This is a genomic window from Sphingomonas sp. PP-CE-1G-424, assembly GCF_004341085.1.
Lineage (GTDB): Bacteria > Pseudomonadota > Alphaproteobacteria > Sphingomonadales > Sphingomonadaceae > Sphingomonas.
In genome coordinates, this window is the sequence record NZ_SLXW01000001.1 from 369,779 (window position 1) to 393,004 (window position 23,226).

The 23,226-nt window shown below is 63.8% G+C and carries 16 protein-coding genes; 9 read left to right on the top strand and 7 right to left on the bottom strand.

From position 1 onward, the window contains the following. Positions 1–56: 56 nt before the first annotated feature. From tal to rpiA, 3 genes are all read right to left on the bottom strand, one after another. Complete coding sequence (gene tal, locus C8J43_RS01760; RefSeq protein ID WP_133029488.1) at positions 57–1,181, bottom strand: transaldolase; 1,125 nt, start codon at positions 1,179–1,181, stop codon at positions 57–59. After that, positions 1,181–3,271: a transketolase gene (tkt, locus tag C8J43_RS01765; protein ID WP_133029489.1), complete on the bottom strand. Its 2,091-nt coding sequence runs from the start codon at positions 3,269–3,271 to the stop codon at positions 1,181–1,183. Before tkt ends, tal begins: the two co-directional genes overlap by 1 nt. 69 nt (positions 3,272–3,340) lie before the next feature. Continuing rightward, positions 3,341–4,021, bottom strand: a complete 681-nt coding sequence (rpiA, locus tag C8J43_RS01770) for a ribose-5-phosphate isomerase RpiA (RefSeq protein ID WP_207893323.1) — start codon at positions 4,019–4,021, stop codon at positions 3,341–3,343. 469 nt (positions 4,022–4,490) lie between these two features. Here rpiA and C8J43_RS01775 point away from each other — a divergent pair, with 469 nt between their 5' ends. Genes C8J43_RS01775 through C8J43_RS01785 form a run of 3 tightly spaced genes read left to right on the top strand, consistent with a single transcriptional unit; the run spans position 4,491 to position 10,609 of the window. After that, positions 4,491–5,717: an efflux RND transporter periplasmic adaptor subunit gene (locus C8J43_RS01775; RefSeq protein ID WP_243645365.1), complete on the top strand. Its 1,227-nt coding sequence runs from the start codon at positions 4,491–4,493 to the stop codon at positions 5,715–5,717. A gap of 6 nt (positions 5,718–5,723) precedes the next feature. After that, positions 5,724–9,017, top strand: a complete 3,294-nt coding sequence (locus tag C8J43_RS01780) for a multidrug efflux RND transporter permease subunit (RefSeq protein ID WP_133029492.1) — start codon at positions 5,724–5,726, stop codon at positions 9,015–9,017. Next, positions 9,014–10,609, top strand: a complete 1,596-nt coding sequence (locus tag C8J43_RS01785) for an efflux transporter outer membrane subunit (RefSeq protein WP_133029493.1) — start codon at positions 9,014–9,016, stop codon at positions 10,607–10,609. The genes C8J43_RS01780 and C8J43_RS01785 overlap by 4 nt, the downstream gene beginning before the upstream one ends. A gap of 299 nt (positions 10,610–10,908) precedes the next feature. Here the strand turns inward: C8J43_RS01785 and C8J43_RS01790 are convergent, their stop codons facing one another. Beyond that, positions 10,909–11,493, bottom strand: coding sequence for a transcriptional regulator (locus C8J43_RS01790; RefSeq protein ID WP_133029999.1), 585 nt, complete (start codon positions 11,491–11,493; stop codon positions 10,909–10,911). Between the two features lie 5 nt (positions 11,494–11,498). Beyond that, the gene (locus tag C8J43_RS01795) at positions 11,499–12,638 is read right to left on the bottom strand and encodes a Gfo/Idh/MocA family oxidoreductase (protein ID WP_133029494.1); all 1,140 of its coding nucleotides are present in this window, start codon (positions 12,636–12,638) and stop codon (positions 11,499–11,501) included. A 170-nt stretch (positions 12,639–12,808) separates the two neighbouring features. On the opposite strand from C8J43_RS01795, the gene C8J43_RS01800 reads away from it, so the two are divergent. The 3 genes from C8J43_RS01800 (at position 12,809) to C8J43_RS01810 (ending at position 18,741) form a co-directional block, all read left to right on the top strand. Continuing rightward, a complete protein-coding gene (locus tag C8J43_RS01800; RefSeq protein ID WP_133029495.1) occupies positions 12,809–15,460 on the top strand; it encodes an EAL domain-containing protein in 2,652 nt (883 codons plus the stop codon). A 234-nt stretch (positions 15,461–15,694) separates the two neighbouring features. Next, positions 15,695–16,411: a haloacid dehalogenase type II gene (locus C8J43_RS01805; RefSeq protein WP_133029496.1), complete on the top strand. Its 717-nt coding sequence runs from the start codon at positions 15,695–15,697 to the stop codon at positions 16,409–16,411. Positions 16,412–16,821: 410 nt separating this feature from the next. After that, positions 16,822–18,741, top strand: a complete 1,920-nt coding sequence (locus C8J43_RS01810) for a ribonucleoside-diphosphate reductase subunit alpha (RefSeq protein ID WP_133029497.1) — start codon at positions 16,822–16,824, stop codon at positions 18,739–18,741. A gap of 139 nt (positions 18,742–18,880) precedes the next feature. Here the strand turns inward: C8J43_RS01810 and C8J43_RS01815 are convergent, their stop codons facing one another. Then, entirely contained in the window at positions 18,881–19,141 is a 261-nt protein-coding gene (locus tag C8J43_RS01815; protein ID WP_056055125.1) for a DUF2171 domain-containing protein, read from the bottom strand. Between the two features lie 56 nt (positions 19,142–19,197). On the opposite strand from C8J43_RS01815, the gene C8J43_RS01820 reads away from it, so the two are divergent. Genes C8J43_RS01820 through C8J43_RS01830 form a run of 3 tightly spaced genes read left to right on the top strand, consistent with a single transcriptional unit; the run spans position 19,198 to position 22,263 of the window. Beyond that, positions 19,198–19,401, top strand: coding sequence for a hypothetical protein (locus tag C8J43_RS01820; RefSeq protein ID WP_132736349.1), 204 nt, complete (start codon positions 19,198–19,200; stop codon positions 19,399–19,401). Between the two features lie 60 nt (positions 19,402–19,461). After that, entirely contained in the window at positions 19,462–20,514 is a 1,053-nt protein-coding gene (locus tag C8J43_RS01825; RefSeq protein WP_056060836.1) for a ribonucleotide-diphosphate reductase subunit beta, read from the top strand. A gap of 6 nt (positions 20,515–20,520) precedes the next feature. Beyond that, positions 20,521–22,263 carry an ATP-binding protein gene (locus tag C8J43_RS01830; protein ID WP_133029498.1) on the top strand — a complete coding sequence of 581 codons (1,743 nt, stop codon included), beginning with the start codon at positions 20,521–20,523 and terminating at the stop codon, positions 22,261–22,263. Between the two features lie 9 nt (positions 22,264–22,272). Here the strand turns inward: C8J43_RS01830 and C8J43_RS22255 are convergent, their stop codons facing one another. Beyond that, entirely contained in the window at positions 22,273–23,067 is a 795-nt protein-coding gene (locus C8J43_RS22255; protein WP_243645366.1) for a thermonuclease family protein, read from the bottom strand. Positions 23,068–23,226 lie beyond the last annotated feature (159 nt).

Genomic DNA, 23,226 nt, shown 5'->3' on the forward strand with positions numbered 1-23,226 from the left:
GCATGTGGCGGCCCCTCACCCCAGCCCTCTCCCCAACGGGGAGAGGGAGCAGAAGTTTACGCCGTCGCGGGCTGCTTCTTGGCGATCGAACCGAGCAGGTCGTCGAACGCCTTCACGAACGAGGCGACGCCCTCCTCGACCAGCTTGCCGGTAACGCCGTTGAGGTCGAGACCCAAGCGCTCGGCTTCCGCCAGCGTGTGCTTCGCGCCCTCGACGTCCTGCGTGATCGTCTCCGCCGCGGTGCCGTGGTCGCGGAAGGCATCCATCGTCTTCGGCGGCATCGTGTTGACCGTATCCTTGCCGATCAGCGTGTCGATATACAGCGTATCGGGATAGCTCGGATCCTTCACGCCGGTCGACGCCCACAGCAGCCGCTGCGGCTGCGCGCCCTTGGCGGCGAGCGCCTGCCAGCGATCCGACTTCAGGAAGTCGAGATACCATTGATACGCCATCTTCGCGTTGGCGATCGCGACCTTGCCACGGACCGCCTTCAGCGCCTCGGCCTCGGCATCGCCCTTCTCCAGACGCGCATCGATCTCCTTGTCGATCGACGAATCGATACGGCTAACGAAGAAGCTCGCGACGCTGGCGATCTTGTCGATCGGCTGGCCTTGCTTGACGCGCTCCTCGAGCCCCGCCGCATACGCCTCGGCAACGCGAATATACGCGTCGAGCGCGAACAGCAGCGTGACGTTGACGTTGATGCCGCTCGCGATCGTCGACGAAATCGCTGGACCGCCCGCAAGCGTCCCCGGGATCTTGATCATCAGGTTCGGCCGGTCGACCATCCCCCACAGCTTCTTCGCCTCGGCGATCGTCGCGTCGGTATCGTCCGAGATGTACGGCGACACTTCGAGGCTGACATAGCCGTCCTTCGCGTCGAGCTTGTCATAGACCGGCTTCAACGTCTCCGCCGCCGCCTTGATGTCCTGGATCGCCAGATGCTCGTAGCGGTCGATCGTCGCCGCGCCGGCATGCTGCTTGTCATATTCGGCCAGCGTCGAATCATAGGCATCGCCATGACCCATCGCCTTTTCGAAGATCGACGGGTTCGACGTGACGCCGGTCAGGCCGTCCTCGCCGACCAGCTTCTGGAGGCCACCGGCCTCCAGGAACTTCCGGTCGACGAAATCGAGCCATACCGCCTGCCCGAAGCCTTCGAGATCGTTGAGCGCACCCATCACTTGGTCTCCATCACTTGGCGGGCGACCTTGACGACATTGTCGACGGTGAACCCGAACTTGTCCTGCAGCTTGGCGAGCGGTGCCGAAGCCCCGAAGGTCGACATCGTCACGGTCGCCCCGTCGAGCCCGACATAACGGTCCCAACCGATCGACCCGGCCATCTCGACCGCAACGCGCGCGCGCACTTCACGCGGCAGCACGCTTTCCTTGTACGCGGCGTCCTGCAGTTCGTAGCGATACCAGCTCGGCATCGACACGACCCGGCTCTTCACGCCGTCCGCAGTCAGCTTCTCGTGCGCCTCGACGACCAGCGACACTTCGCTGCCGGTCGCGATCAGGATCACGTCGGGCGTGCCGTCGCTGTCCGCGAGGACATAGCCGCCCTTCTCGAGCCCATCGGCGCTTGCGTACTTGGTCCGGTCGAGCGTCGGCAGAGCCTGGCGCGACATGATCAGCGCGGCCGGCGTGCTGGCATCCTTCAGGACCGCCTTCCACGCCGCGACGACTTCGTTCGCGTCGCTCGGACGGATCGTGTCGAGGCCGGGGATCGCGCGCAGCGTGGCGAGATGCTCGATCGGCTGATGCGTCGGGCCGTCCTCGCCGACCCCGATCGAGTCGTGCGTGAACACCCAGATCGCGCCGACCTCCATGATCGCGGACAGGCGCACCGGCGCGCGCATGTAGTCCGCGAACACCAGGAAGGTGGAGCCGTAGGAACGCAGGTGCGACAGCGCCATGCCGTTGACGATCGCGCCCATGCCGTGTTCGCGGATGCCGAAGTGGAAGTTCCGGCCGGCGTAGTTCTCTGCCTCGAACGAAGGCTGACCCTTGATGTCGGTCTTGGTCGACGGCGCGAGATCGGCGGACCCACCGATCAGCCACGGCACCTTGGCTGCGATCGCGTTGAGCACCTTGCCGCCCGAATCGCGGCTGGCGACGCCCTTGGCATCCGCCTCGAAGGTCGGGATGTCGGCATCCCAGCCCTCGGGCAGCTCGTCCTTGAGCAGCAGGTCGAGCTCGGCGGACAGCTCGGGATAGGCGCCACGATACTTGTCGGTCAGCGCGACCCACTCGTCACGCAGCTTGGCGCCACGCTCGGCGATCGCACCGTTGAAATGCTCGATCACGCCGTCGGGCACGTAGAACGACTTGTCCTCGGGCCAGCCATACGCCTGCTTGGTGAGACGGATATTCTCCTCGCCGAGCGGCTCGCCGTGCGCCTTCTCGCTGCCCGCCTTGGGGCTGCCGTAGCCGATCACCGAATGCACGACGATGAAGGTCGGCTTGTCGTTGGTCGCCTTGAACGTCTCGATCGCACGGCTGAGCGCCGCGGTGTCGTTCGCGTCGTCGATGTGGATGACGTTCCAGCCATAGGCGTCGAAGCGCAGGCCGACATCCTCGTCGAATGCGAGATCGGTCGCGCCCTCGATTGAGATGTGGTTGCTGTCGTAGATCCAGCACAGGTTGCTCAGCTTGAGGTGGCCGGCGAGGCTCGCAGCCTCGGCCGAGACGCCCTCCATCATGTCGCCGTCGCCACAGATCGTGTAGACGTCATGGTCGAACAGCGTGAAGCCGTCCTTGTTGTAGCGCGCCGCGAGCCAGCGCTCGGCGATCGCCATCCCGACCGAGTTGCCACAACCCTGGCCGAGCGGCCCCGTCGTGGTCTCGACGCCCGTCGTGTGACGATATTCCGGGTGCCCCGGCGTCTTCGACGACAGCTGGCGGAACTCCTCGATATCGGCGAGGCTGACAGCCTCCTTGCCGGTCTTGTTGCCGTCCGCGTCGATCTCTTCGATCTTGGCGAGGTGGATCAGCGAATAGAGCAGCATCGACGCATGGCCGACCGACAGCACGAAGCGGTCGCGATTGGGCCAATCGGCGTGCTTGGGATCGTAGCGCAGGAACTTCGACCAGAGCGTGTAGCCGACCGGCGCGAGCGCCATCGGCGTGCCGGGATGGCCCGAATTGGCCTTCTGCACCGCGTCCATCGACAGCGTGCGGATGGTATCGATAGCCAGACGCTCGGGGGAGCCGTCCTCGTGCAGCTTGGGGTCCGCCTTGGTGGGGGCGGTTGCGGTATCGGTCATGGAAGAAGCCTCGCTCTAGACGGTGACCGAACGCCGCGCATCCGATCTGGTTGCCAACATAGGATGCCTTTAGTCGGATGCACCCATCCGTTCCAGTCGCGTAACGACGCCATTCGTTGCGATATACGCGGCATCGACCTCGTCGAGGAACAGCCCGTGGCCGAGAATACCGGGGATCGCGGCTAGCGTGACGGCGGTTGCGCGGGGATCTTCGAGGGTGGCGAAGTGGCAGTCGATGACGAGATTGCCTTGGTCCGTCCGGTAGTTGTCGCGAATGATGGGGGCGGCGCCGATGTCGGTGAGGACGCGCATGACGTAGGCGCCGGCGAAGGGGAGCACCTCGACCGGCAGCTTGGCCGCACCGATCCGGTCGACCCGCTTGGAGCCGTCGGCGATCACGACCATCCGTGCCGAGCTTGCGGCGACGATCTTCTCCCGCAGCATCGCCCCGCCGGCGCCCTTGATCGCGAAACACCGCGAGTCGATCTCGTCCGCGCCGTCGATCGTGAGGTCGACATGGGCGATGGTGGCGAAGTCGAGGACTTCGATGCCGAGTTCGCGGGCGAGTTTACCGGAGGCTTCCGAGGTGACGACGGCGCGGATCGAGAGACCTGCTGCGACCCGTTCGCCAAGTGCTCTGATCGCGAACGCCGCTGTCGAGCCGGTGCCCAGCCCGACGAGCATCCCGTCCCGCACCTCGGCCAAGGCCGCAACGGCAGCCGCCTTCTTGTCATCGATCAAAGCCATCAGCCCGCCCCCATCCGTCATGCCGGGCTCGTTCCGGCATCCACTGCTCAACGCGCCCGAGAGAATTTGGTTTGCGGGACTCCCGCACAAAGCACCACCCCGGCGAAGGCCGGGGCCCAATTGGGGAACGTCGCTAACGAAGCGCAGTCCCTCGTTACCACGACCTCTCCAATTGGGCCCCGGCTTCCGCCGGGGTGGCACCGTGGCTCAAGGCACGTACGGTGGCTGCATGGTAGTCCGTGTGGTTGCGGGAGCGCACTCTTCCTTGTTCTCCCGCGAAGGCGGGAGTCCAGCCTGGGTCCCCGCCTTCGCGGGGAAACAATCTTCTTGGTTTGCCGAGCGCTTCACCCCCCCACACAATCAAACAGGTTACTCTGTCTTCCCTATTTCTCACCCCCGCTTTTCAACTGACATACTTCTGGTACATCCTCGTGGTTTAGCCCGACCAACACATGATCGCGGATTACCAAACTTGATAGCCACACGAATTTCTGCGCGGCGGTGCGCCATCCTGCTGGTGCCGGCACTGGCGCTCGCGGCCTGCTCCGGCGGCGATGACAAGGCCCAGGGCAAGGCGGGCCGCGGTGGCCAACCGGGCCAGGGCACGCCAACCGTCGGCTATGTCGTCGTCCAGCCGACCAGCGTCGCGATGACCACCGAACTCAGCGGCCGCACCACTGCGTTCGAAAGCTCGGACGTCCGCCCCCAGGTCACCGGCATCATCCGCCGCCGCTTCTTCACCGAGGGCACGCTCGTCAAGAAGGGCCAGCCGCTCTACGAGATCGACCCGCGCCTCTATCGCGCCGCCGCTAACGAAGCGCAGGCCAACCTCCAGAGCGCACGCGCCAACCAGCAGGCGCAAAACATCCTCGCGCAGCGCTACAAGCCGCTCGCCGAGATGGAGGCGATCAGCAAGCAGGACTATACCAACGCGGTCGCCACCTCGCGCCAGGCCACTGCCTCGGTCGCGCAGACTCGCGCTGCGCTGGAAACCGCGCAGATCAACCTCAAGTTCACCACCGTCCCCGCGCCGATCACCGGCCGCATCGGCCGTTCGCTGTTCACCGTCGGCGCGCTTGTCTCCGCCACGCAGACCGATCCGCTCGCGCAGATCCAGCGGCTCGACCCGATGTTCGTCGACATCCAGCAATCCTCCGGGGACCTGCTCGCGCTGCGCCGTTCGCTCGGTCAGAACGGCATCGTCGCGACCCGCGCCGAAGTTCGCCTCACGCTAGAGGACGGCAGCGAATATGGCGCGACCGGCAGCGTCGAGTTCGCCGAAGCGCTGGTCAATACCGAGACCGGCACCGTGACGCTGCGCGCGCGCTTCCCCAATCCGCAGGGGCTGCTGCTCCCCGGCATGTTCGTCCAGGCCAAGTTCGCACAGGCGATCAATCAGCGTGCGTTCCTCGTGCCGCAGGCGGGCGTGTCGCGCGACGCGAAGGGCAATGCCACGGTCTACGTCGTCGATGCGAACAACAAGGCGGTGCAGAAGAAGATCAAGGCCGACCGCACGCAAGGCGCGTTCTGGGTGGTAACCAGCGGGCTCAACCCCGGCGATCGGATCATCACGCAAGGCCTGTCGAAGATCGCGCCGAACCAGGGCGTGAAGCCGGTGCCGGAAAACACCGCGCAAAAGATCGAAGCGCCCAAGGATGACTCCTCCGGTGGCGACTCCAGCCAGAAAAAGGCCGGCTAAGCCCTTATGTTATCCCGTGTCTTCATCGATCGCCCGATCTTCGCCTGGGTGCTCGCGATCATCGTGATGCTCGGCGGCATCGGCGCGATCATGAGCCTGCCGATCGCGCAATATCCCGACGTCGCGCCGCCGCAGGTGACCGTCCGCGCCACCTTCCCGGGCGCCAACGCGCAAACTATCCAGAACAGCGTCACGCAGGTCGTCGAGCAATCGCTGACCGGCATCGACGGGCTGATCTATTTCAGCTCGTCCTCGTCGTCGCGCGGCTCGGTGACGATCACCGTGACGTTCGAGAAGGGCACCGATCCCGACATCGCGCAGGTCCAGGTCCAGAACCAGGTCCAGCAGACGCTCTCGCGCCTCCCCACGCAGGTGCAGCAGCAGGGCCTCGTCGTCCGCAAGTCGAACCCGGACAACCTCCTGATCGTCGGCGTCTATGACGAGACCGACAAGCTGACCAACCAGGACGTCTCCGACTATCTCGTCTCGAACCTGCAGGACCCGCTCGGCCGTATTCCCGGGATCGGCGACAGCAACGTGTTCGGCGCGCAATACGCGATGCGGATCTGGCTGAACCCGAACAAGCTCGCGAGCTACCAGCTGATCCCGAGCGACGTGACCACCGCGATCCAGGCGCAGAACACCGAAGTCGCCGCCGGCGAGCTCGGCGGGCAACCCCAGCCCGACACGCAGATGCTCAACGCGACCGTCACCGCACAGTCGCGCCTCCAGACGCCCGAGCAGTTCGCCAACATCATCCTGAAGACCACCAACGACAGCGCGGTGGTCAAGCTGCGCGACGTCGCCCGGATCGAGCTGGGCGCGGAGAACTACAACGCGCGCAGCCGCGTCAACGCGCATCCCGGCGCAGGCATCGCGGTGCTGCTCGCGCCGGGCGCCGACGCGCTCAAGACCGCCGAGCTGGTCAAGGCGTTCGTCGCCAAGTCCGCCAAGAGCTTCCCGCCAGGCCTGAAATTCGCCTACGCCAACGACACGACGGACTTCATCAAGCTGTCGATCGACGAGGTCGTCAAGACACTGATCGAGGCCGTCATCCTCGTCGTCATCGTCATGTTCGTGTTCCTGCAAAGCTGGCGCGCGACGCTGATCCCGACGATCGCCGTCCCCGTCGTGCTGCTCGGCACGTTCGGCGTGTTCTATCTCGCCGGCTTCTCGATCAACACGTTGACGCTGTTCGGACTCGTGCTCGCGATCGGCCTGCTGGTCGATGACGCGATCGTCGTGGTCGAGAACGTCGAGCGCCTGATGGAAGAAAATCCCGAGATGACGCCTCGGGAGGCGACGATCGAGTCGATGAACGAGATCACCGTCGCCTTGGTCGCGATCGCGCTGGTGCTGTCCGCGGTGTTCCTGCCGATGGCGTTCTTCGGCGGATCGACCGGCGTGATCTACCGTCAGTTCTCGCTGACGATGGTCTCGGCGATGGTCCTGTCGGTGCTGGTCGCGCTGATCCTCTCCCCCGCCCTCACCGCGACGCTGCTCAAGCAGAAGCAGAAGGACGCCGACGGCAACACCGAGAAGAGTTGGGGCGAACGTAAATTCCCCAAGGTCGCGCATGTCTTCACGCGCGCTGGCGACAAGTTCAACGACGGGTTCGAGAAGGGCACACAGAAATACACCAGCGCCGTGCAGTCGGTGATCGACCGCAAGTGGGTGTTCCTGCTGATCTACGCGGTGGTCGTCGCGGTACTCGCGGTGCTATTCCTGCGACTGCCGACGGGCTTCCTGCCGACCGAGGACCAGGGCTCGGGCATCGTCCAGTTCCAGCTGCCCGCGGGCGCCACGCAAGGCCGCACCTTCGCGCTGCAGAAGCAGATCGAGCAATATTACTACACCAACGAGAAGGCGAACGTCCGCACCATGTTCACGGTCAGCGGTGGCGGCGGTGGCGGCGCGAGTGGCCAGAACACCGGGCAAGGCTTTATCGCGTTCGCACCGTGGGATGACCGCAAGGGCAAGGAAAACACCGCCGACGCGATCACCGGTCGCGCCTCGAAGGCCTTCGCCGGCTTCCGCGACGCGCAGGTCTATTCGCTCGTGCCCCCTGCGGTGCGCGGTCTCGGTTCGTCGAACGGCTTCACGATGGAGTTGCAGAACACCGGCAGCCTCAGCCAGACCGAGTTCAATGCCGCGCGCGACAAGCTGCTCGCGCTCGCGCGTGCGGATTCGTCGCTAACCGCGATCCGCCTCACCGAACTGCCCGATGTCGCGACGCTCCACGTCGATACCAATCAGCAGAAGCTATCGACGCTCGGCCTGACTCAGGCAAACGTGAACTCGACGCTGTCGACCGCCTGGGGTGGCCAGTACGTCAACGACTTCATCGACCGCGGCCGTGTGAAGCGCGTCTATGTCCAGGGCGACGCGCAGTTCCGCGCGCAGCCCTCCGACCTGAGCCAATGGTTCGTGCGCGGTTCGAACGGGCAGATGGCGCCGTTCTCGTCGTTCGCGAAGACGAGTTGGGGCCAGGCACCGACGACGATGTCGCGCTTCAACGGCATCGCCTCGTACGAGATCCAGGGGTCGGGCGCGCCCGGCGTCAGCTCGGGCGACGCGATGGAGAAGATCGCGCAGCTCGCCGGCCAGATCCCCGGCACCTCGATCGCCTGGTCCGGCCTGTCGTATCAGGAACGCCTGTCCTCGGGCCAGGCGCCGTTCCTCTACGGCCTGTCGCTGCTGGTCGTGTTCCTGTGCCTCGCCGCGCTGTACGAGAGCTGGTCGATCCCGATCGCGGTGCTGCTCGTGATCCCATTGGGCCTCGTCGGCGCGATCCTCGCGGTGACGCTGCGTGGGCTGATCAACGACGTCTATCTCCAGATCGGCCTGCTGACGACGATGGGCCTGGCGGCGAAGAATGCGATCCTGATGATCGAGTTCGCCGAGCAGGAGGAGAGGAAGGGCAAGCGAGTCATCGAGGCGGCACTGTCCGCGGCGAAGATTCGGTTGCGTCCGATCCTGATGACCTCGTTCGCGTTCATCCTCGGCGTGTTGCCGCTGGCCCTCTCGACCGGCGCCGGTGCGAACAGCCGCATCGCGATCGGGACCGCGGTGGTCGGCGGCATGCTGACCGCGACGATCCTGGCGATCTTCTACATCCCGTTGTTCTTCGTCCTCGTCCGCCGCGGCGCGCGTGACGGCATCGCCAAGCTGCGTGGCAAGCCGACCGGCTTCCAGGGCCATGACGACCACGACCATGACGGCCATGGATCTGATGGGGATCACAACGAACCATTCGGCCCACCCGAACCCCAGGGCCCTCACCGGCCGGAGCCCGCATGATGCGCTCGCTAGTCCTGATCCTTGCCGCTTCGACCGCACTCGCCGGTTGCTCGCTCGCGCCGAAATACGCGCGGACCGAACTCCCGGTGCCGCCGTCGCTCCCGGTCGGCGACGCGTATCTGCGCCAGTCCGAGGCGACGCTTCCCGCAATCACCTACCGCGACGTGTTCAAGGACCCGCGGCTCCAGCAGATCATCGTCCAGGCGCTCGCCAACAACCGCGATCTCCGCGTCGCCGCCGCCAACATCGCGGCGACCCGCGCGCAATACCGCATCCAGCGCGCCGACCTGTTGCCGCAGGTCGATGCGAACGGCCGCTACACCTATTCGGGCGGCGGCAACGGCACGCGCAACACCGTCACGAGCGGAACAGGCGGTACGGGAACAGGCGGTAACACCGGTACCGGAACGGGTACCGGCAACACTGGGACCGGCACGGGCGGCGTCGGCACGGGCGGGACAGGTACGAGCACCGGATCGGTCGTCAGCTCGTCGAGCTCGAACAGCGCCTTCTCGGTCGACCTCGGCACCACAGCGTTCGAGCTCGACCTGTTCGGCCGCATCCGCTCGCTCACCAGCGCCGCGCTCGACCGCTATTTCGCGACCGAAGCCGCCGCGCGCGCCACCCGCCTGACGCTGGTCGGCGACATCGCCGATGCGTGGCTCACCTACGCGTCGGACCAGAGCCTGCTCAAGATCGCGCAGGACACAGTGACCAGTTCGCAGCGCAGCGTCACGCTGACCAACGCGCGGCTGCGCGGCGGCGTCGCGCCGCGCACCGATCTCCGCCAGGCGCAACAAATCCTGTTCACCGCGCAGTCCGACCTCGCGCAACAGCGCACCGCACTCGCGCAGGACGTCAACGCGCTGCAACTGCTCGTCGGCGCACCGGTCGACGCCACGCTGTTGCCCGCCTCGATCGAACAGGCGCTGCCGACCGTCGCCACGCTGCCCGCAGGGCTCGACAGCAGCATCCTCCTGCGCCGGCCCGACGTCGTCGAATCCGAATACCAGCTCCGCGCCACCAACGCCGAGATCGGCGCAGCGCGCGCGGAACTGTTCCCAAAGATTTCGCTGACCGGCATCCTTGGGTTCGCCAGCACGTCGCTGACCTCGCTGTTCAGCGGCGGCGCGTTCAACTATTCGGTCGCGCCCTCGGTCAGCTACCCGATCTTCCGCGCCGGTGCGGGGATCGCCGGCGTCGCCTATTCGAAGGCGCAACGCGACGCCGCACTCGCGACCTACGAAAAGACGATCCAGACCGCGTTCCAGGAAACCGCCGACGCGCTCGCCCGCCAAGGCACGATCGCCGACCAGCTCAAAGCGAACCAGAATTTCTCGGAGGCGGCCCTCGACACCTACCGCCTGTCCGACGCGCGCTATCGCGGCGGGATCGACACCTTCCTCAACTCGCTCGACGCACAACGCTCGCTCTACACCGCGCAACGCAACCTCGTCGCGACGCAGCTCGTCGGCGCGAGCAACCGCGTGACGCTGTACCGCGTCCTCGGTGGAGACTCGACGCTGGAGACCACCGCAGGCGGACCGCAACCCGTGACGATGAGCGGCGCACCGCGGGCGGAGACGGACTGAGGCTAGTATTGAGACGCACGCTAGATTGAGTCTGCTTGCAGTCCCCCGCCCTCCCCGTCATCCTGACGAAAGTCAGGACCCAGGGTCACAGGCGCTCCGTTGATGACTCTGGATCCTGACTTTCGTCAGGATGACGGTGGTATTGGTCCTGAAACAGCCATCGACGGCTGACCTGCGGGCGTCGCCAGGACAAGTTCAGCGACAGTCGAAGCGTCGCGGTAGACTACCAACCCTCCTCCTTGTTCTCCCGCGAAGGCGGGAGCCCAGTCTGGGTCCCCGCCTTCGCGGGGAAACAAGCGTTAGGTTGCATTTAGCGCTTCAGCGTCCGGCGAAACCCACAACGCCGCCCGCCGTGCAGTCTCAGCCTTCACCTCCAGCCACTGCTCACGCTCCGCCACCGCATCGGCCAGCGCCCGGTGATCCGGCACCCGCCCGTTCCGCCGCTGCGACACCGCGCCGACCACCTCGCGCGCCAAAGCCTCCCGCACCGCCATCGGCTCGACAGCCGCGAGACACGCCCGCGCCGCCTCCAGCTGCGCCTCGTCGCTATCGCGCAACCGCAACACCCGCCGCGGCTGCCCGCCAGCCCGCAACAGCGCGCTCAGCCATTTGCCATCCCAAGACGGCGCGCTCGCCAGCAGGTCGTGCCCTACCAGCGCCTCGACCATCCGCGCCGCCACGACCACGTGATCCTCGCCGTCCTCCTCCAACACCCGTCGCTCGACCCGGTGGATAGCCTGCGCCGCCGAATCCCAGTCGGTCCAATCAGGCGCAGGCTTGATCAGATGGCTCTCCGATGTCCCATCCTCGAACACCCACGCCACCTCGATCGGGTAGCTCTTCTTCCCCAGCGACGACGCTTCGAAATCGAGGAAGGCGAGCATGCCGCTCAACCGGTCGGGCTGGCGGCGTTGACGAGCTTGGGCTCCTTGATCGGCGACAAGGTCTGCTCCTGGTCCCCCGAAATCCGCCGCGAGCGCACGAACGGCAGCAACCTCACCGGCCCACGCGTCTTCAGCGCCTCCAGCACACCCTCGATCACGCGCAGATCGGCAAGCCCCTCCTCCGCATCGGGTTCGGGATCGCGATCTTCGAGGATGCAGTCCGAGAAATAGCGCATCTCGCCGCCGAACTGGTCGGTCGGCTTGAAGCTCTCATGGCTCTTCTTATCGCCGATCGTGACACGCTGCTCCATCGCGTCGCCGAAACCGTACGCCGGGTCCATGTGAATGCTGCCCTTGGTGCCCGATATCGTCAGGCTGTCGACGTTGTTCGCCGCATAGGAAACGGTGAACTGCGCCAACCGATCGCCGGGGAACCGCAACGTCACCGCGAACGTATCGTCGAGATCGCCGAGCCCCAAGTCAGGATGCCGCGTGGCGACCGCCGAGACCACTTCGGTCGGCTCGGCCCCGAACAGATAGCGCGTCGCGTTGATCGGATACGGACCCATGTCGAACAGCGGCCCGGCAATGACCCCGTTCTTCACACGGTGATTGGCCGGATCGACCTTCTGCGTGAAGCAGGAGGTGAACGCGATCAGCTCGCCCAGTTCACCGGCCCGGATGCGCCGGATCGCGTCGAGCGTCGACGGCTCGAAATGCAACCGGTACGCAGTCATCAGCTTGGCCGACGACGCGCGCTCGGCGTCACGAATCGCCTCGGCCTTCTCGACGGAAATCTCGAGCGGCTTCTCCGACAGAACATGGATGCCCGCCTTCAGCGCAGGGATCGCGAACTCGGCATGCCGCCAGTTGGGCGTCCCCAGATAGACCGCATCGATCAGCCCCGAGGCGAGCAGCTCGTCGAACTGGTCGTAGCGATAGGTCGCATCGATGCCGTACATCTTGCCCAGCTCCCGCGCCTTCTCCGCATCGTCCGTGACAAGCGCCGCAATCTCCGAATTGCCGGTATGCGCGACGCCGGGCATCATCGACGCCTGCGAGATGTCGCCGAGCCCGACGATCGCATAACGGACCTTCTTCTTGCCGAGACCGAGTGCGGACGCGATCGTCGAAACCGTAGTCATGGGAATACCTCGTGATGCTGGGAGTCCCCCGCTCAACGCGGCAACCGCGATAGCTATCCCATCGCCCTCACATCGGCACACGGTTGGCGGTGGTTCGGCGCTGATCGAGAATGGTTCGTTAACCTAGATCGCAGACCATCTCGGCAAGGTATCCACGCCATACCGGGGCTATGTATGCTCCCCTCCCCGTTGCCGATCGTCGTGCCCGAGATCGAGCGCCTGCGACCGCGCTGTTCGGTCTGGCAGAGGAGACCCGCGAACAGATCGCCGCATTGCAGGATCGCAAGATCGATCAGGTCGCCGCGGTGTGGCCGCTTACGCTGGTGACGCAGGTGGTCGCGGGCGCGATCCTGATCGCCACGTGCGTCTGCGCACCGGCTGGCGCCGGGTTGGCCCCGTTCGCTTCGCTTGTCGGGATCCACGTGGCGGTCGTCGCTACGGTGTCGGTCGCGCTATTGTGCGTGCTGCGCGTCCCGGCGCTGCGGCGATGGCGCCCGTTCCGGCGCAACCGGATGATCACGCTCGGCGTCGTCGCGATGTCGGCGCTGCTGGCGTCGCTGCTCTGGACCACCATGCGGATGCCGTCAGGCCCGCTCCAGATCGCCTGTTTCACCGCGGTCGCCGGGACGATCCTCGTCTCCGCGGTGAGCATCCACGCGGTCCGCGCGGCAACCCTCGGCTTCGGTGTCGGCGCTGTCCTCGCGGTGGCGGCGCTGACCGGGCCGGGCGTTGCGCTCGTCATGGCGCTGCTGGGCCTCGTCGGTCTCGTGGTCGTCACCCGCAAGCTTGCACAGGTCGACCATGATCGCGAACTCGATCGCGCCGAACAGGCCAGCGCCGGCGATCTCGCGGTCCGGATGATCGCCGAGTTCGAGGGCGAAGGCACCGGCTGGTTCTGGGAAGCCGACCGCCAGGGCAAGATCACCTATCTGTCGGCCAAGGTCGTCGACGATCTGGGTCTTGCGGGCGGCGCGATCGGCCAGCCGCTCACCGGGTTGTTCAAGATGGACAGCGATGCACCCGGCACCGAGCGCACGCTGGCCTTCCACATCGCGTCGCGAACCTCGTTCTCCGACTATTCGGTCCGTTCGGCGACGTCCGACGGCGAGCAATGGTGGTCGATTTCGGGGCGCCCGGTGGTCGACGAGCTTGGCCGCTTCCAGGGGTTCATCGGCTCGGGCAGCGACCTGACCGAAAAGCGTAGGTCCGAAGCCGAGATCACGCGCCTCGCGCTGTTCGACGGCTTGACCGGGCTCGCCAATCGCCAGCGGATGCGGCTGTCGCTCGACAAGACTTTGGCGCAGCTGGCCGGGCCGTACCGCGCCACGTCGCTGCTGCTAATCGATCTCGATCGGTTCAAGGCGGTCAACGATACGCTGGGCCATCAGGCCGGCGACGCGCTGCTCAAGCTGGTCGCGCAACGGCTGCAACGCGGGGTCGGTGATGCCGGTCTGGTCGGGCGTCTGGGCGGCGACGAATTCGAGGTCGTGCTGCCCAGCATGGACAATCGCGACACGTTGGCGACATTGGCGCGCGACCTGATCGCGTCCTTGTCGCAGCCCTATTCGGTTGCCGGCACCGCCGTCACGATCGGATGCTCGATCGGCATCGCGATCGCACCCGGCGATGGCAACGATACCGAAACGCTCGTCCGCAATGCCGATCTGGCATTGTATGCCGCCAAGGCCGACGGCCGCGGCGTCCATCGCTTCTTTTCGGACGACATGCTCGCGGGCGCCAAGACGCGCAAACTGCTCGAAGACGACCTGCGCAGCGCCGTCGCGACCGGCGCGTTCCACCTCTGTTACCAGCCCGTCGTCAACACGAAGACGACCCGGGTGGTCGGTTACGAAGCGCTGATCCGCTGGAACCATCCGACCCGCGGCCTGGTGTCCCCCGCCGATTTCATACCGGTCGCCGAGGAGTGTGGGCTGATCGAGGCGATCGGCGAATGGGTCCTGCGCACCGCCTGTATCGAGGCCGCACGCTGGCCCGACGCGATCCGCGTCGCGGTCAACGTGTCGCCGATCCAGTTCGCCAACCCGGTCCTGCCCGCGCTCGTCACCAGTGCGCTCGCCCAGTCGGGGATTTCCGCCAACCGCCTCGAACTCGAGATCACCGAGGGCGTCTTCCTCGACGAGACCAGCTCGTCCGAACAGATGTTCAAATCGCTGAAGGGCATCGGCGTCCGGCTCGCGCTCGACGACTTCGGCACCGGTTATTCGTCGCTCGGCTACCTGCGCAACGCACCGTTCGACAAGATCAAGATCGACCAGTCGTTCGTGAAGGGCGCCGCCGAACCCGGCAACCGCAACGCCGCGATCATCAAGGCGATCGTTACGCTCGCCGACACGCTCGGGATGGAGACGACGGCGGAAGGCGTCGAGATCCAGGACGAGATCGATCTCATCCGCGACCTCGGGTGCAGCCACATCCAGGGCTATGTCTATGGCCGCCCGGTCAGCGCCGAAGACGCGTTGCTCCAGTTGGCCGCGGAAAACGGGATCGCCACCCCGAGCGGCTTCAAGGTCAGTCGCGCGCCGCGGACCAAGATGCTGCGCTCGGCCGGCATCCTCATCGACGGCGTCCGCGGCGACGTCCGCATCCGCGATATCTCGACCTCGGGCGCGATGATCGACGGCATCGCGGTCGACGGCGATCCCGACGGGCTCGAGATGCTGATCGAACTTGTCGAGGACCAGATGGTGCCGGCGCGCATTCGCTGGGCGCATAACGGCAAGGCCGGGATCGAGTTTCACGAAGCATTCAATCTCGCGAAGCTGAACCAGACGCAGGGCTTCCGTCTGCGTCGGACGGGGTAAGCGTCCGTGGAGCCGCGCGGCAGGAAGGCGTAACTGCGGGTGCCCTACCGTATGCCTTGAAGGAAACGGCGCCGGTCACCGTCGGATATGCAACACATCGTCATCCCCGCGGAGACGGGGACCCATATTCTGTAGCGCCAGCATTTTACCGCGAGGCATGCCCGTATGGGTTCCCGCCTGCACGGGAATGACGGATACAGGGTCGAACGGTACAGGTGCCGAAGGAGATTGCCCATGCCGATCAAAGCCTTGGCCTTCGACGTGTTCGGCACGGTGGTCGACTGGCGCTCGGGGATCGCGCGCGATGCAGGCCCCGTTCTGGCCGCTCTCGGCCGACTGGATATCGACCCGCACCGCTTCGCGGACGGTTGGCGGCATCGCTATCAGCCAGCGCTCGAACAGGTCCGCAGCGGGCGACGTCCGTTCGTCATCCTCGACACGCTCCACCGCGAAGCGCTCGAGGATCTGCTGCGTGAGTACGCGATCGACCCGGCGGCGATCGACGAGACGATGCTCGTTGACCTGACACATGCCTGGCACCGGCTCGATCCGTGGCCGGACTCGGTCGACGGCCTGACCCGCCTCAAGACGCGGTTTCCGATCGTCACGCTCAGCAACGGCAACATCGCGCTGATGGTCGAGATGGCGCGGCGTGCAGCGCTACCTTGGGATGCGATCCTCGGCGCCGAGGTCAGCCAAGTCTACAAACCGCTACCCGAGGCATACCTCGCCACTGCCCGCATGCTAGGCATCGATCCCGGTGAACTCTGCCTCGTCGCCGCGCATCACAGCGACCTCGCCGCAGCGCGCGCCTGCGGGTTGATGACTGCGTATATCGATCGGCCGATGGAATATGGCGGCCGCCCCGCACCCGATGCGGACCAGGCACAGGACTGGGATCATGCCGCCACCAGCATCGCGGCACTCGCCGACCGCCTCGTCGGCGCCTAGAGCCTCAGACAGCGCGCGCAGATTCCACGAGCAACATTTGCCATCTTTCCGCTCTAAATAAATTTTCGTTCCCGCTTCGCCCCCTTGCGCTTCGCGAACCCCGCAGAAGTCCACGCGTCGCGAATATCCCGCTCGCCCAACCCGCACCCGAACACGACGAACCGAGCCCCCTGCACCCTGCGCACCCCCTTGCGTCTCTTCGCGCTTTGGCACAATCTCTTGGGGTTGCGTTCGGGGGCGGACCCAATCGCTGGTAGAACAACCCTCGCATAGCCATATGCGATATGACCGTAAGCGCGCCTTCCACCGCCGCGATGGTCACTTTTTGTTCTCCCGTTAGGGGCCGTCCGATGGTAGCATGGCGACATGACGCCGATTCGAACGAATACAGAACACTAGGAGCGGTTTCGATGGATTTCAGAGACAGCAGCCGGGATAGCGACATGACCACAGATACGATCGAACAGACCATTGCCACCATCGAAGCCGAGGCTCCGAAGGCCCCGCGCCAGGCGCAGGACAGCCACTCCGTGCGCGCGCAGATCTACCCGGTCGAGGTCGATCACAGCCGCGACGCGCTGCTGACCGAATTCGGCAAGGACACGCTCAAGGATCGCTATCTGCTCCCAGGCGAGAGCTACCAGGACCTGTTCGTCCGTGTCGCCTCTGCGTACGCAGACGACGCCGGCCATGCACAGCGCCTGTACGACGCGATCTCGAAGCTCTGGTTCATGCCCGCCACCCCCGTTCTCTCGAACGGCGGCACCGGTCGCGGCCTGCCGATCTCATGCTACCTCAACTCGGTCCCTGACAGCCTCGGCGGGATCGTCGACACCTGGAACGAGAATGTCTGGCTCGCCTCGCGCGGCGGCGGCATCGGCACCTATTGGGGCAACGTCCGCGGCATCGGCGAACCGGTCGGCCTCAACGGCAAGACCAGCGGCATCATCCCGTTCGTCCGCGTCATGGATTCGCTGACGCTCGCGATCAGCCAGGGCTCGCTGCGCCGCGGGTCGGCCGCCGTCTATCTCGACGTCTCGCACCCTGAGATCGAGGAATTCCTCGAAATCCGCAAACCCTCGGGTGATTTCAACCGCAAGGCTTTGAACCTCCACCACGGCGTGCTGATCACCGACGCCTTCATGGAAGCCGTCCGCAACGGCGAGGAATGGCATCTCCGCTCGCCGAAGGACCAGGCGATCCGCGCCACCGTGGATGCGCGCTCGCTGTTCCAGAAGCTCGTCGAGACCCGCCTCCAGACCGGCGAGCCGTACATCGTCTTCGCCGATCACGTGAACAAGGCGATGCCGAAGCATCACCGCGAGCTCGGCCTCAAGGTCTCGACCTCGAACCTGTGTTCGGAGATCACGCTGCCGACCGGCAAGGATCACCTCGGCAACGAGCGTACCGCGGTCTGCTGCCTGTCGTCGCTGAACCTCGAGACATGGGATCAGTGGAAGGACGAGAAGGGCCTGATTGAGGACGTCATGCGCTTCCTCGACAACGTGCTGCAGGATTACATCGACCGCCACGAACCCGGCATGGAACGCGCCGCCTATTCGGCGGGCCGCGAGCGCTCGGTCGGCCTCGGCGTGATGGGCTTCCACTCGTTCCTCCAGGCACGCGGCATCCCGTTCGAGGGCGCGATGGCGAAGTCGTGGAACCTGCGCATGTTCAAGCACATCAGCAGCCAGGCCAACGAAGCCTCGATGCAGCTCGCGATCGAGCGCGGCCCCTGCCCCGATGCCGCCGACGTCGGCGCGATGGAGCGGTTCAGCTGCAAGATGGCGATCGCGCCGACCGCGTCGATCTCGATCATCTGCGGCGGCACGTCGGCGTGCATCGAGCCGATCCCGGCGAACATCTACACGCACAAGACGCTGTCGGGCAGCTTCTCGATCAAGAACCCGTATCTCGAGAAGATGCTGAGCGAGAAGTCGAAGAACAGCGACGCGGTGTGGAACTCGATCCTCGAGCAGGGTGGTTCGGTCCAGCATCTCGACTTCCTCTCGGTCGAGGAAAAGGACTGCTACAAGACGTCGTTCGAGATCGACCAGCGCTGGCTGCTCGAACTCGCCGCCGATCGCACGCCCTATATCGATCAGGCGCAGTCGCTGAACCTGTTCATCCCGGCCGACGTCGAGAAGTGGGACCTGCTGATGCTCCATTTCCGCGCGTGGGAGCTCGGCATCAAGTCGCTCTATTATCTCCGCTCGAAGTCGGTCCAGCGCGCGGGCTTCGCCGGCGGCGTCGAAGCGGACAACACCATCGACCTGCGCCAGATCGACGTCGAGTCGAAGGATTACGATGAGTGCCTTGCCTGCCAGTAAGGCCTCTCGGCGTTCAAGCGTGACCCCGGCCCGTGAACCACGGACCGGGAGCCGCCTGACACAAAAAACCCCGGCCCGCGCGAAGCGGACCGGGGTTCGGGCTGGCTATGCGGCGCGTTCGATACGCACCGCGTTCGCGTCAGGCCTCTTCTTCGAACGTCACCGCCACGTCGGCGTTGGCGGAAAGCCGGACCTTGCCGTCCTCGATATCCGCGACCAGCCCGAGCGAGATGAAGTGATGATGCCCTTCATGGCTGCCCGTGCCCTCGACGACCTGCGCGCCCGAGTCCTTCTTGGTCAGCTTGATGCGGTTGCCTTCGACCTTGTCGACGGTGCCGACATGGACGCCGTCCGCGCCGATGACTTCGGCATGTTCCTGGATCTTGGTTGCATCGACCATGGTCGTTCTCCTGTTTGGGGTTCGGGTGCTGAACGCGCGCCGGGCGAGTTGGTCGCATGACGTATGGTTCAGCTATCATGTTCGTGGTCGCGGGCGTGCTCGGAATCGTCGGCACCGCGATGCTGCTCCGGTTGCGCAGCCCGAGCATTACCGAGCAACAGACCTACGCGTTCCGCATGATCGGCATCATGCTCACCTCGGGCGCGATCGTCCTCGCGATGTCCGCCGCCGCGATGTGGCAGTGGAGCACCGAGACATGAAACACGCGACCTGATCCCACCAGCTTCCCGATATAAAACCCATCTCCCGAAAGGCCTACCATGTCCCTCCTTCACGCCTCCAAGCAGTACAAGCCGTTCGAATACCCCTGGGCGTTCGAGTTCTGGAAGCGCCAGCAGCAGCTCCACTGGCTCCCCGAGGAAGTGCCCCTGGGCGAGGATTGCCGCGATTGGGCGCAGAAGCTCAGCGATCACGAGCGCAACCTGCTCACGCAGATCTTCCGCTTCTTCACGCAGGCCGACGTCGAGGTGCAGGATTGCTACCACGAGAAATACGGCCGCGTGTTCAAGCCGACCGAGATCAAGATGATGCTGACCTCGTTCAGCAACATGGAGACGGTCCACATCGCCGCCTACAGCCATCTGCTCGACACCATCGGCATGCCCGAGAGCGAGTACGGCGCCTTCCTCGAATATGCCGAGATGAAGGAAAAGCATGATTACATGCAGCAGTTCACCGTCGACAACGACGAGGACATCGCGCGCACGCTGGCCATGTTCGGCGGCTTCACCGAGGGCGTCCAGCTGTTCGCGTCGTTCGCGATGCTGATGAACTTCCCGCGCTTCAACAAGATGAAGGGCATGGGCCAGATCGTCACCTGGTCGATCCGCGACGAGAGCCTCCACTGCGAGGGCATCATCAAGATGTTCCACACCTTCTGTCAGGAGCGCCAGTGCCTGACCAAGGCGGTCAAGGACGACATCGCCGACGTCTGCCAGACGACGATCCGCCTCGAGGACAATTTCATCGACCTCGCCTTCGAGATGGGCCCGGTCAACGGCATGACCCCCAAGGAGATCAAGAAGTACATCCGCTTCATCGCCGACTGGCGCATGACTCAGCTCGGCCTGAAGCCGATCTACATGATCGACGAGCACCCGCTGCCCTGGCTCGCGCCGATGCTCAACGGCGTCGAGCACGCCAACTTCTTCGAACAGCGCGCGACCGAGTATTCGAAGGCCGCAACCAAGGGCCAGTGGAACGACGTCTGGGACTCCTTCGACAAGCGCCAGACCGCGAAGAAGGGGCCGGCGGCGAATGTGGACTTGAGCGAGGTTCGGGACATGTTCAGCGACTCGGTTGCGGCTGAGTAAACGGAAATGATTAAGTCGGTCGTGTTGAAAAACTTTCGTGGGTTCAAAGATCACACGATCGACTTCATGCCATTTTGCCTTCTTATCGGTCAGAATAATGCTGGCAAAACAACTCTGATTGAAGCGCTAAGAATCGCTTCTTCGGCCTTAAAAAAGGCACCAACGGCCAACTTTTACATGGCCCCCGACCACCTCTTACCGGAAATAGCAGGACCTATTTTTCGATTTTCGATAGAAACCTTAGATATTGAACACCGAGGGATGCATTATAATTACGGTTCTCGTGAACCTGCAATTATACGTATAAGATACAATAATCACTGCTCCCTCGTCATCTCAATAGGAGAGAGTTCTGATGATATTTGTTGCCAGCTCATATTATCAGCCGGACGAAAGGTTAATTCTCGCAGTCAGTTCTCTACGAGCAAATTTCGCAGTGTCTTTGTTATGCCTCCAGTAGGCGCACTTTTGGCGGAAGAAACTCAGCGAAACAAAACTTATTTAAAAAAGCATATGAATGGATACCTATCGTATCGTCATATCCGTAACCAAATGGCAGACATGCCAAAAGAGTTTGCCAAATTCAAAGATTTGCTCGTTAATACGTGGAGCAGCAGCCTAAAGATCGGCGATATTGAATACGGCTTGGGCGTCAATAAGAATAATTACGGCTTGACCATAAGAGACGGCCCTTTCGTAAGTGAAATGGCCTTGGTTGGGTCTGGCCTTCAAGCTTGGATACAAACGATTTGGTTTTTGTCTCGAGTGGATCCGGATGCGATCGTCATTCTTGATGAGCCTGATGTTTATTTACATGCAGATCTTCAAAGAAAGTTGATAAAACTCCTTTCCGCTGAAAGTTACAGACAGACTATCGTGGCGACCCACTCAATGGAAATGATCGCTGATGTATCTCCAAGCGAAATTATATCGGTAACAAAACGCGAATCGAGATCCAGACCGCTATCCTCGAGTACTCAGGCACAAGGTGTTGTTGACGCGATTGGAACAAACCATAATATCCAACTGTCAAAGTTAGCGTCTGCCGGTCGTATTTTGTTTGTCGAGGGCAAAGATCACACGCTAATAGATCAGATTGCATTCAAACTCGGCAACGCATTCTATGATAGATTTTCCAAGATTCCTCACTTTTCCGTTGGCGGAATGAACAACTGGCCAAGAGCAGCCATGGCCGCAAAGGCCTTTCATGATACATCAGCAGGCAAGGTTGCTGGCGTTATGTTCCTTGATCGCGACTATAAACCAGACAACCTTTTTGAAACGATAATTATAGAAGCAGCCAAAGACTCTTTATTTGTAAGAGTTTGGTCAAAAAAAGAAATAGAGAATTTTTTACTTAATGTTGAGCTGATACACTCTTATATCGAGAATAGGGCAAAAGAGTCCGTTAGAATTGAGGATGCTCGCGATATATTTGATTTGGTGATGAGTGAAATGGCCGAAAGTTTGCCCGAACTTATTGCCGATGGATATCAAACTGCCGACCGCAAGTTAGCACTTACAACAGCCATGGCAAGATCAAAAGATCTTATAAAGAAGCGGACCGAAACTGGGTACAATATTCAGGATATGATATGCGGCAAAAAAGCCATTTCTATGATATCCGCAAAGACTCAGGAAAGATGGTCAGTTCAGATATCACCAATGAGCCTTTGCCGTCATATGAAGCTCGATGATGTTCCCGCGGAAATACTAATGTCGATCAAAGATCTTGTCGATCCATCATAAGCTTTGACCTTATAATTTACACCAAGGCGAGCGCTTGCCGCCGCCATAGTGGCGCGCGAGGCCGTGGCGGACCAGTACCGCGCCCAGCGACTCCCCGCCCCTCTCGACGATGCGCAGTTTGCGGCCATAGCGGTCGACGTCGCGCTTGATCGGGGTCAGCGTGAAGGGGCCGGCGTTGAGCAGCGCCTGCATCTTCACCGTCGCCGCCTGCCCCAGCCGCGCTTCGCGGGCGCAGCGCGGGGGGTGGGTCTCCGGCGTGTCGATGTCGGCGATGCGGATCTTGGTGCCTGCCATCCAGAACGTGTCGCCGTCGACCATGCAGTCGATCCGCTTGGCGTGGCCGCAGATCGTGAAGCGCGCGGAGACCGCCTTGCCACCCGACAGCGCGGACGACGCCGCCGCAACCGTCGACGCCGCGCTGGCGACGCCCGCCGCGGTGGCGAGCGCGCCGGTGGCGCTGGTGGCGGCCCCGGCATTGGTCGCGGCGCCAGCCGCCGCGGCCGCAGCGGACGACGCCTCCGCCTTGGCCGCGTCCGCCGCCTTGCTCCAGCCACCCGGCACGCGCAGATGCCCGGCGGGCCAGGCGATGCCGAACCCGGTCGGCCATTCGATCTTCAATCCGGGCGGCACCAGCGCCGACCAGTCGATCTGGCGGATCACCGGCATCATCAGCCCGAGCAGCACGCCATAGAACACCAGACGAAGCTGCAGCAGCACCCCCGGCGCGGCACTCCGCCCCGCCCCGCCGCGACCACGCGTGGCGCCTGCGCGATCGCCACTGAGCAACCGCATGAAATCAAACACATACTCCATCGTCCGTCGCGCGTACGCGCGCGCGCGAGGATGTCACCCTCACCCCCCGTCGCATTGCGCCGAGCGGAGTCGGAAACGAGGCGAACGCATCGTGAACATCGCACGATGTCCGTCGCCCACGGCAAAGCGCTCCCGCCACACCGATCCGAC

Coding starts and splice junctions, on each gene's coding strand:
- C8J43_RS01795 (WP_133029494.1), bottom strand. CDS start 12,638: ATGACTACGGTTTCGACGATCGCGTCCGCACTCGGTCTCGGCAAGAAG.
- C8J43_RS01785 (WP_133029493.1), top strand. CDS start 9,014: ATGATGCGCTCGCTAGTCCTGATCCTTGCCGCTTCGACCGCACTCGCC.
- tal (WP_133029488.1), bottom strand. CDS start 1,181: ATGGGTGCGCTCAACGATCTCGAAGGCTTCGGGCAGGCGGTATGGCTC.
- C8J43_RS01825 (WP_056060836.1), top strand. CDS start 19,462: ATGTCCCTCCTTCACGCCTCCAAGCAGTACAAGCCGTTCGAATACCCC.
- C8J43_RS01820 (WP_132736349.1), top strand. CDS start 19,198: ATGACGTATGGTTCAGCTATCATGTTCGTGGTCGCGGGCGTGCTCGGA.
- C8J43_RS01805 (WP_133029496.1), top strand. CDS start 15,695: ATGCCGATCAAAGCCTTGGCCTTCGACGTGTTCGGCACGGTGGTCGAC.
- tkt (WP_133029489.1), bottom strand. CDS start 3,271: ATGACCGATACCGCAACCGCCCCCACCAAGGCGGACCCCAAGCTGCAC.
- C8J43_RS01810 (WP_133029497.1), top strand. CDS start 16,822: ATGGATTTCAGAGACAGCAGCCGGGATAGCGACATGACCACAGATACG.
- C8J43_RS01780 (WP_133029492.1), top strand. CDS start 5,724: ATGTTATCCCGTGTCTTCATCGATCGCCCGATCTTCGCCTGGGTGCTC.
- C8J43_RS01790 (WP_133029999.1), bottom strand. CDS start 11,493: ATGCTCGCCTTCCTCGATTTCGAAGCGTCGTCGCTGGGGAAGAAGAGC.
- C8J43_RS01830 (WP_133029498.1), top strand. CDS start 20,521: ATGATTAAGTCGGTCGTGTTGAAAAACTTTCGTGGGTTCAAAGATCAC.
- C8J43_RS01815 (WP_056055125.1), bottom strand. CDS start 19,141: ATGGTCGATGCAACCAAGATCCAGGAACATGCCGAAGTCATCGGCGCG.
- C8J43_RS01800 (WP_133029495.1), top strand. CDS start 12,809: ATGTATGCTCCCCTCCCCGTTGCCGATCGTCGTGCCCGAGATCGAGCG.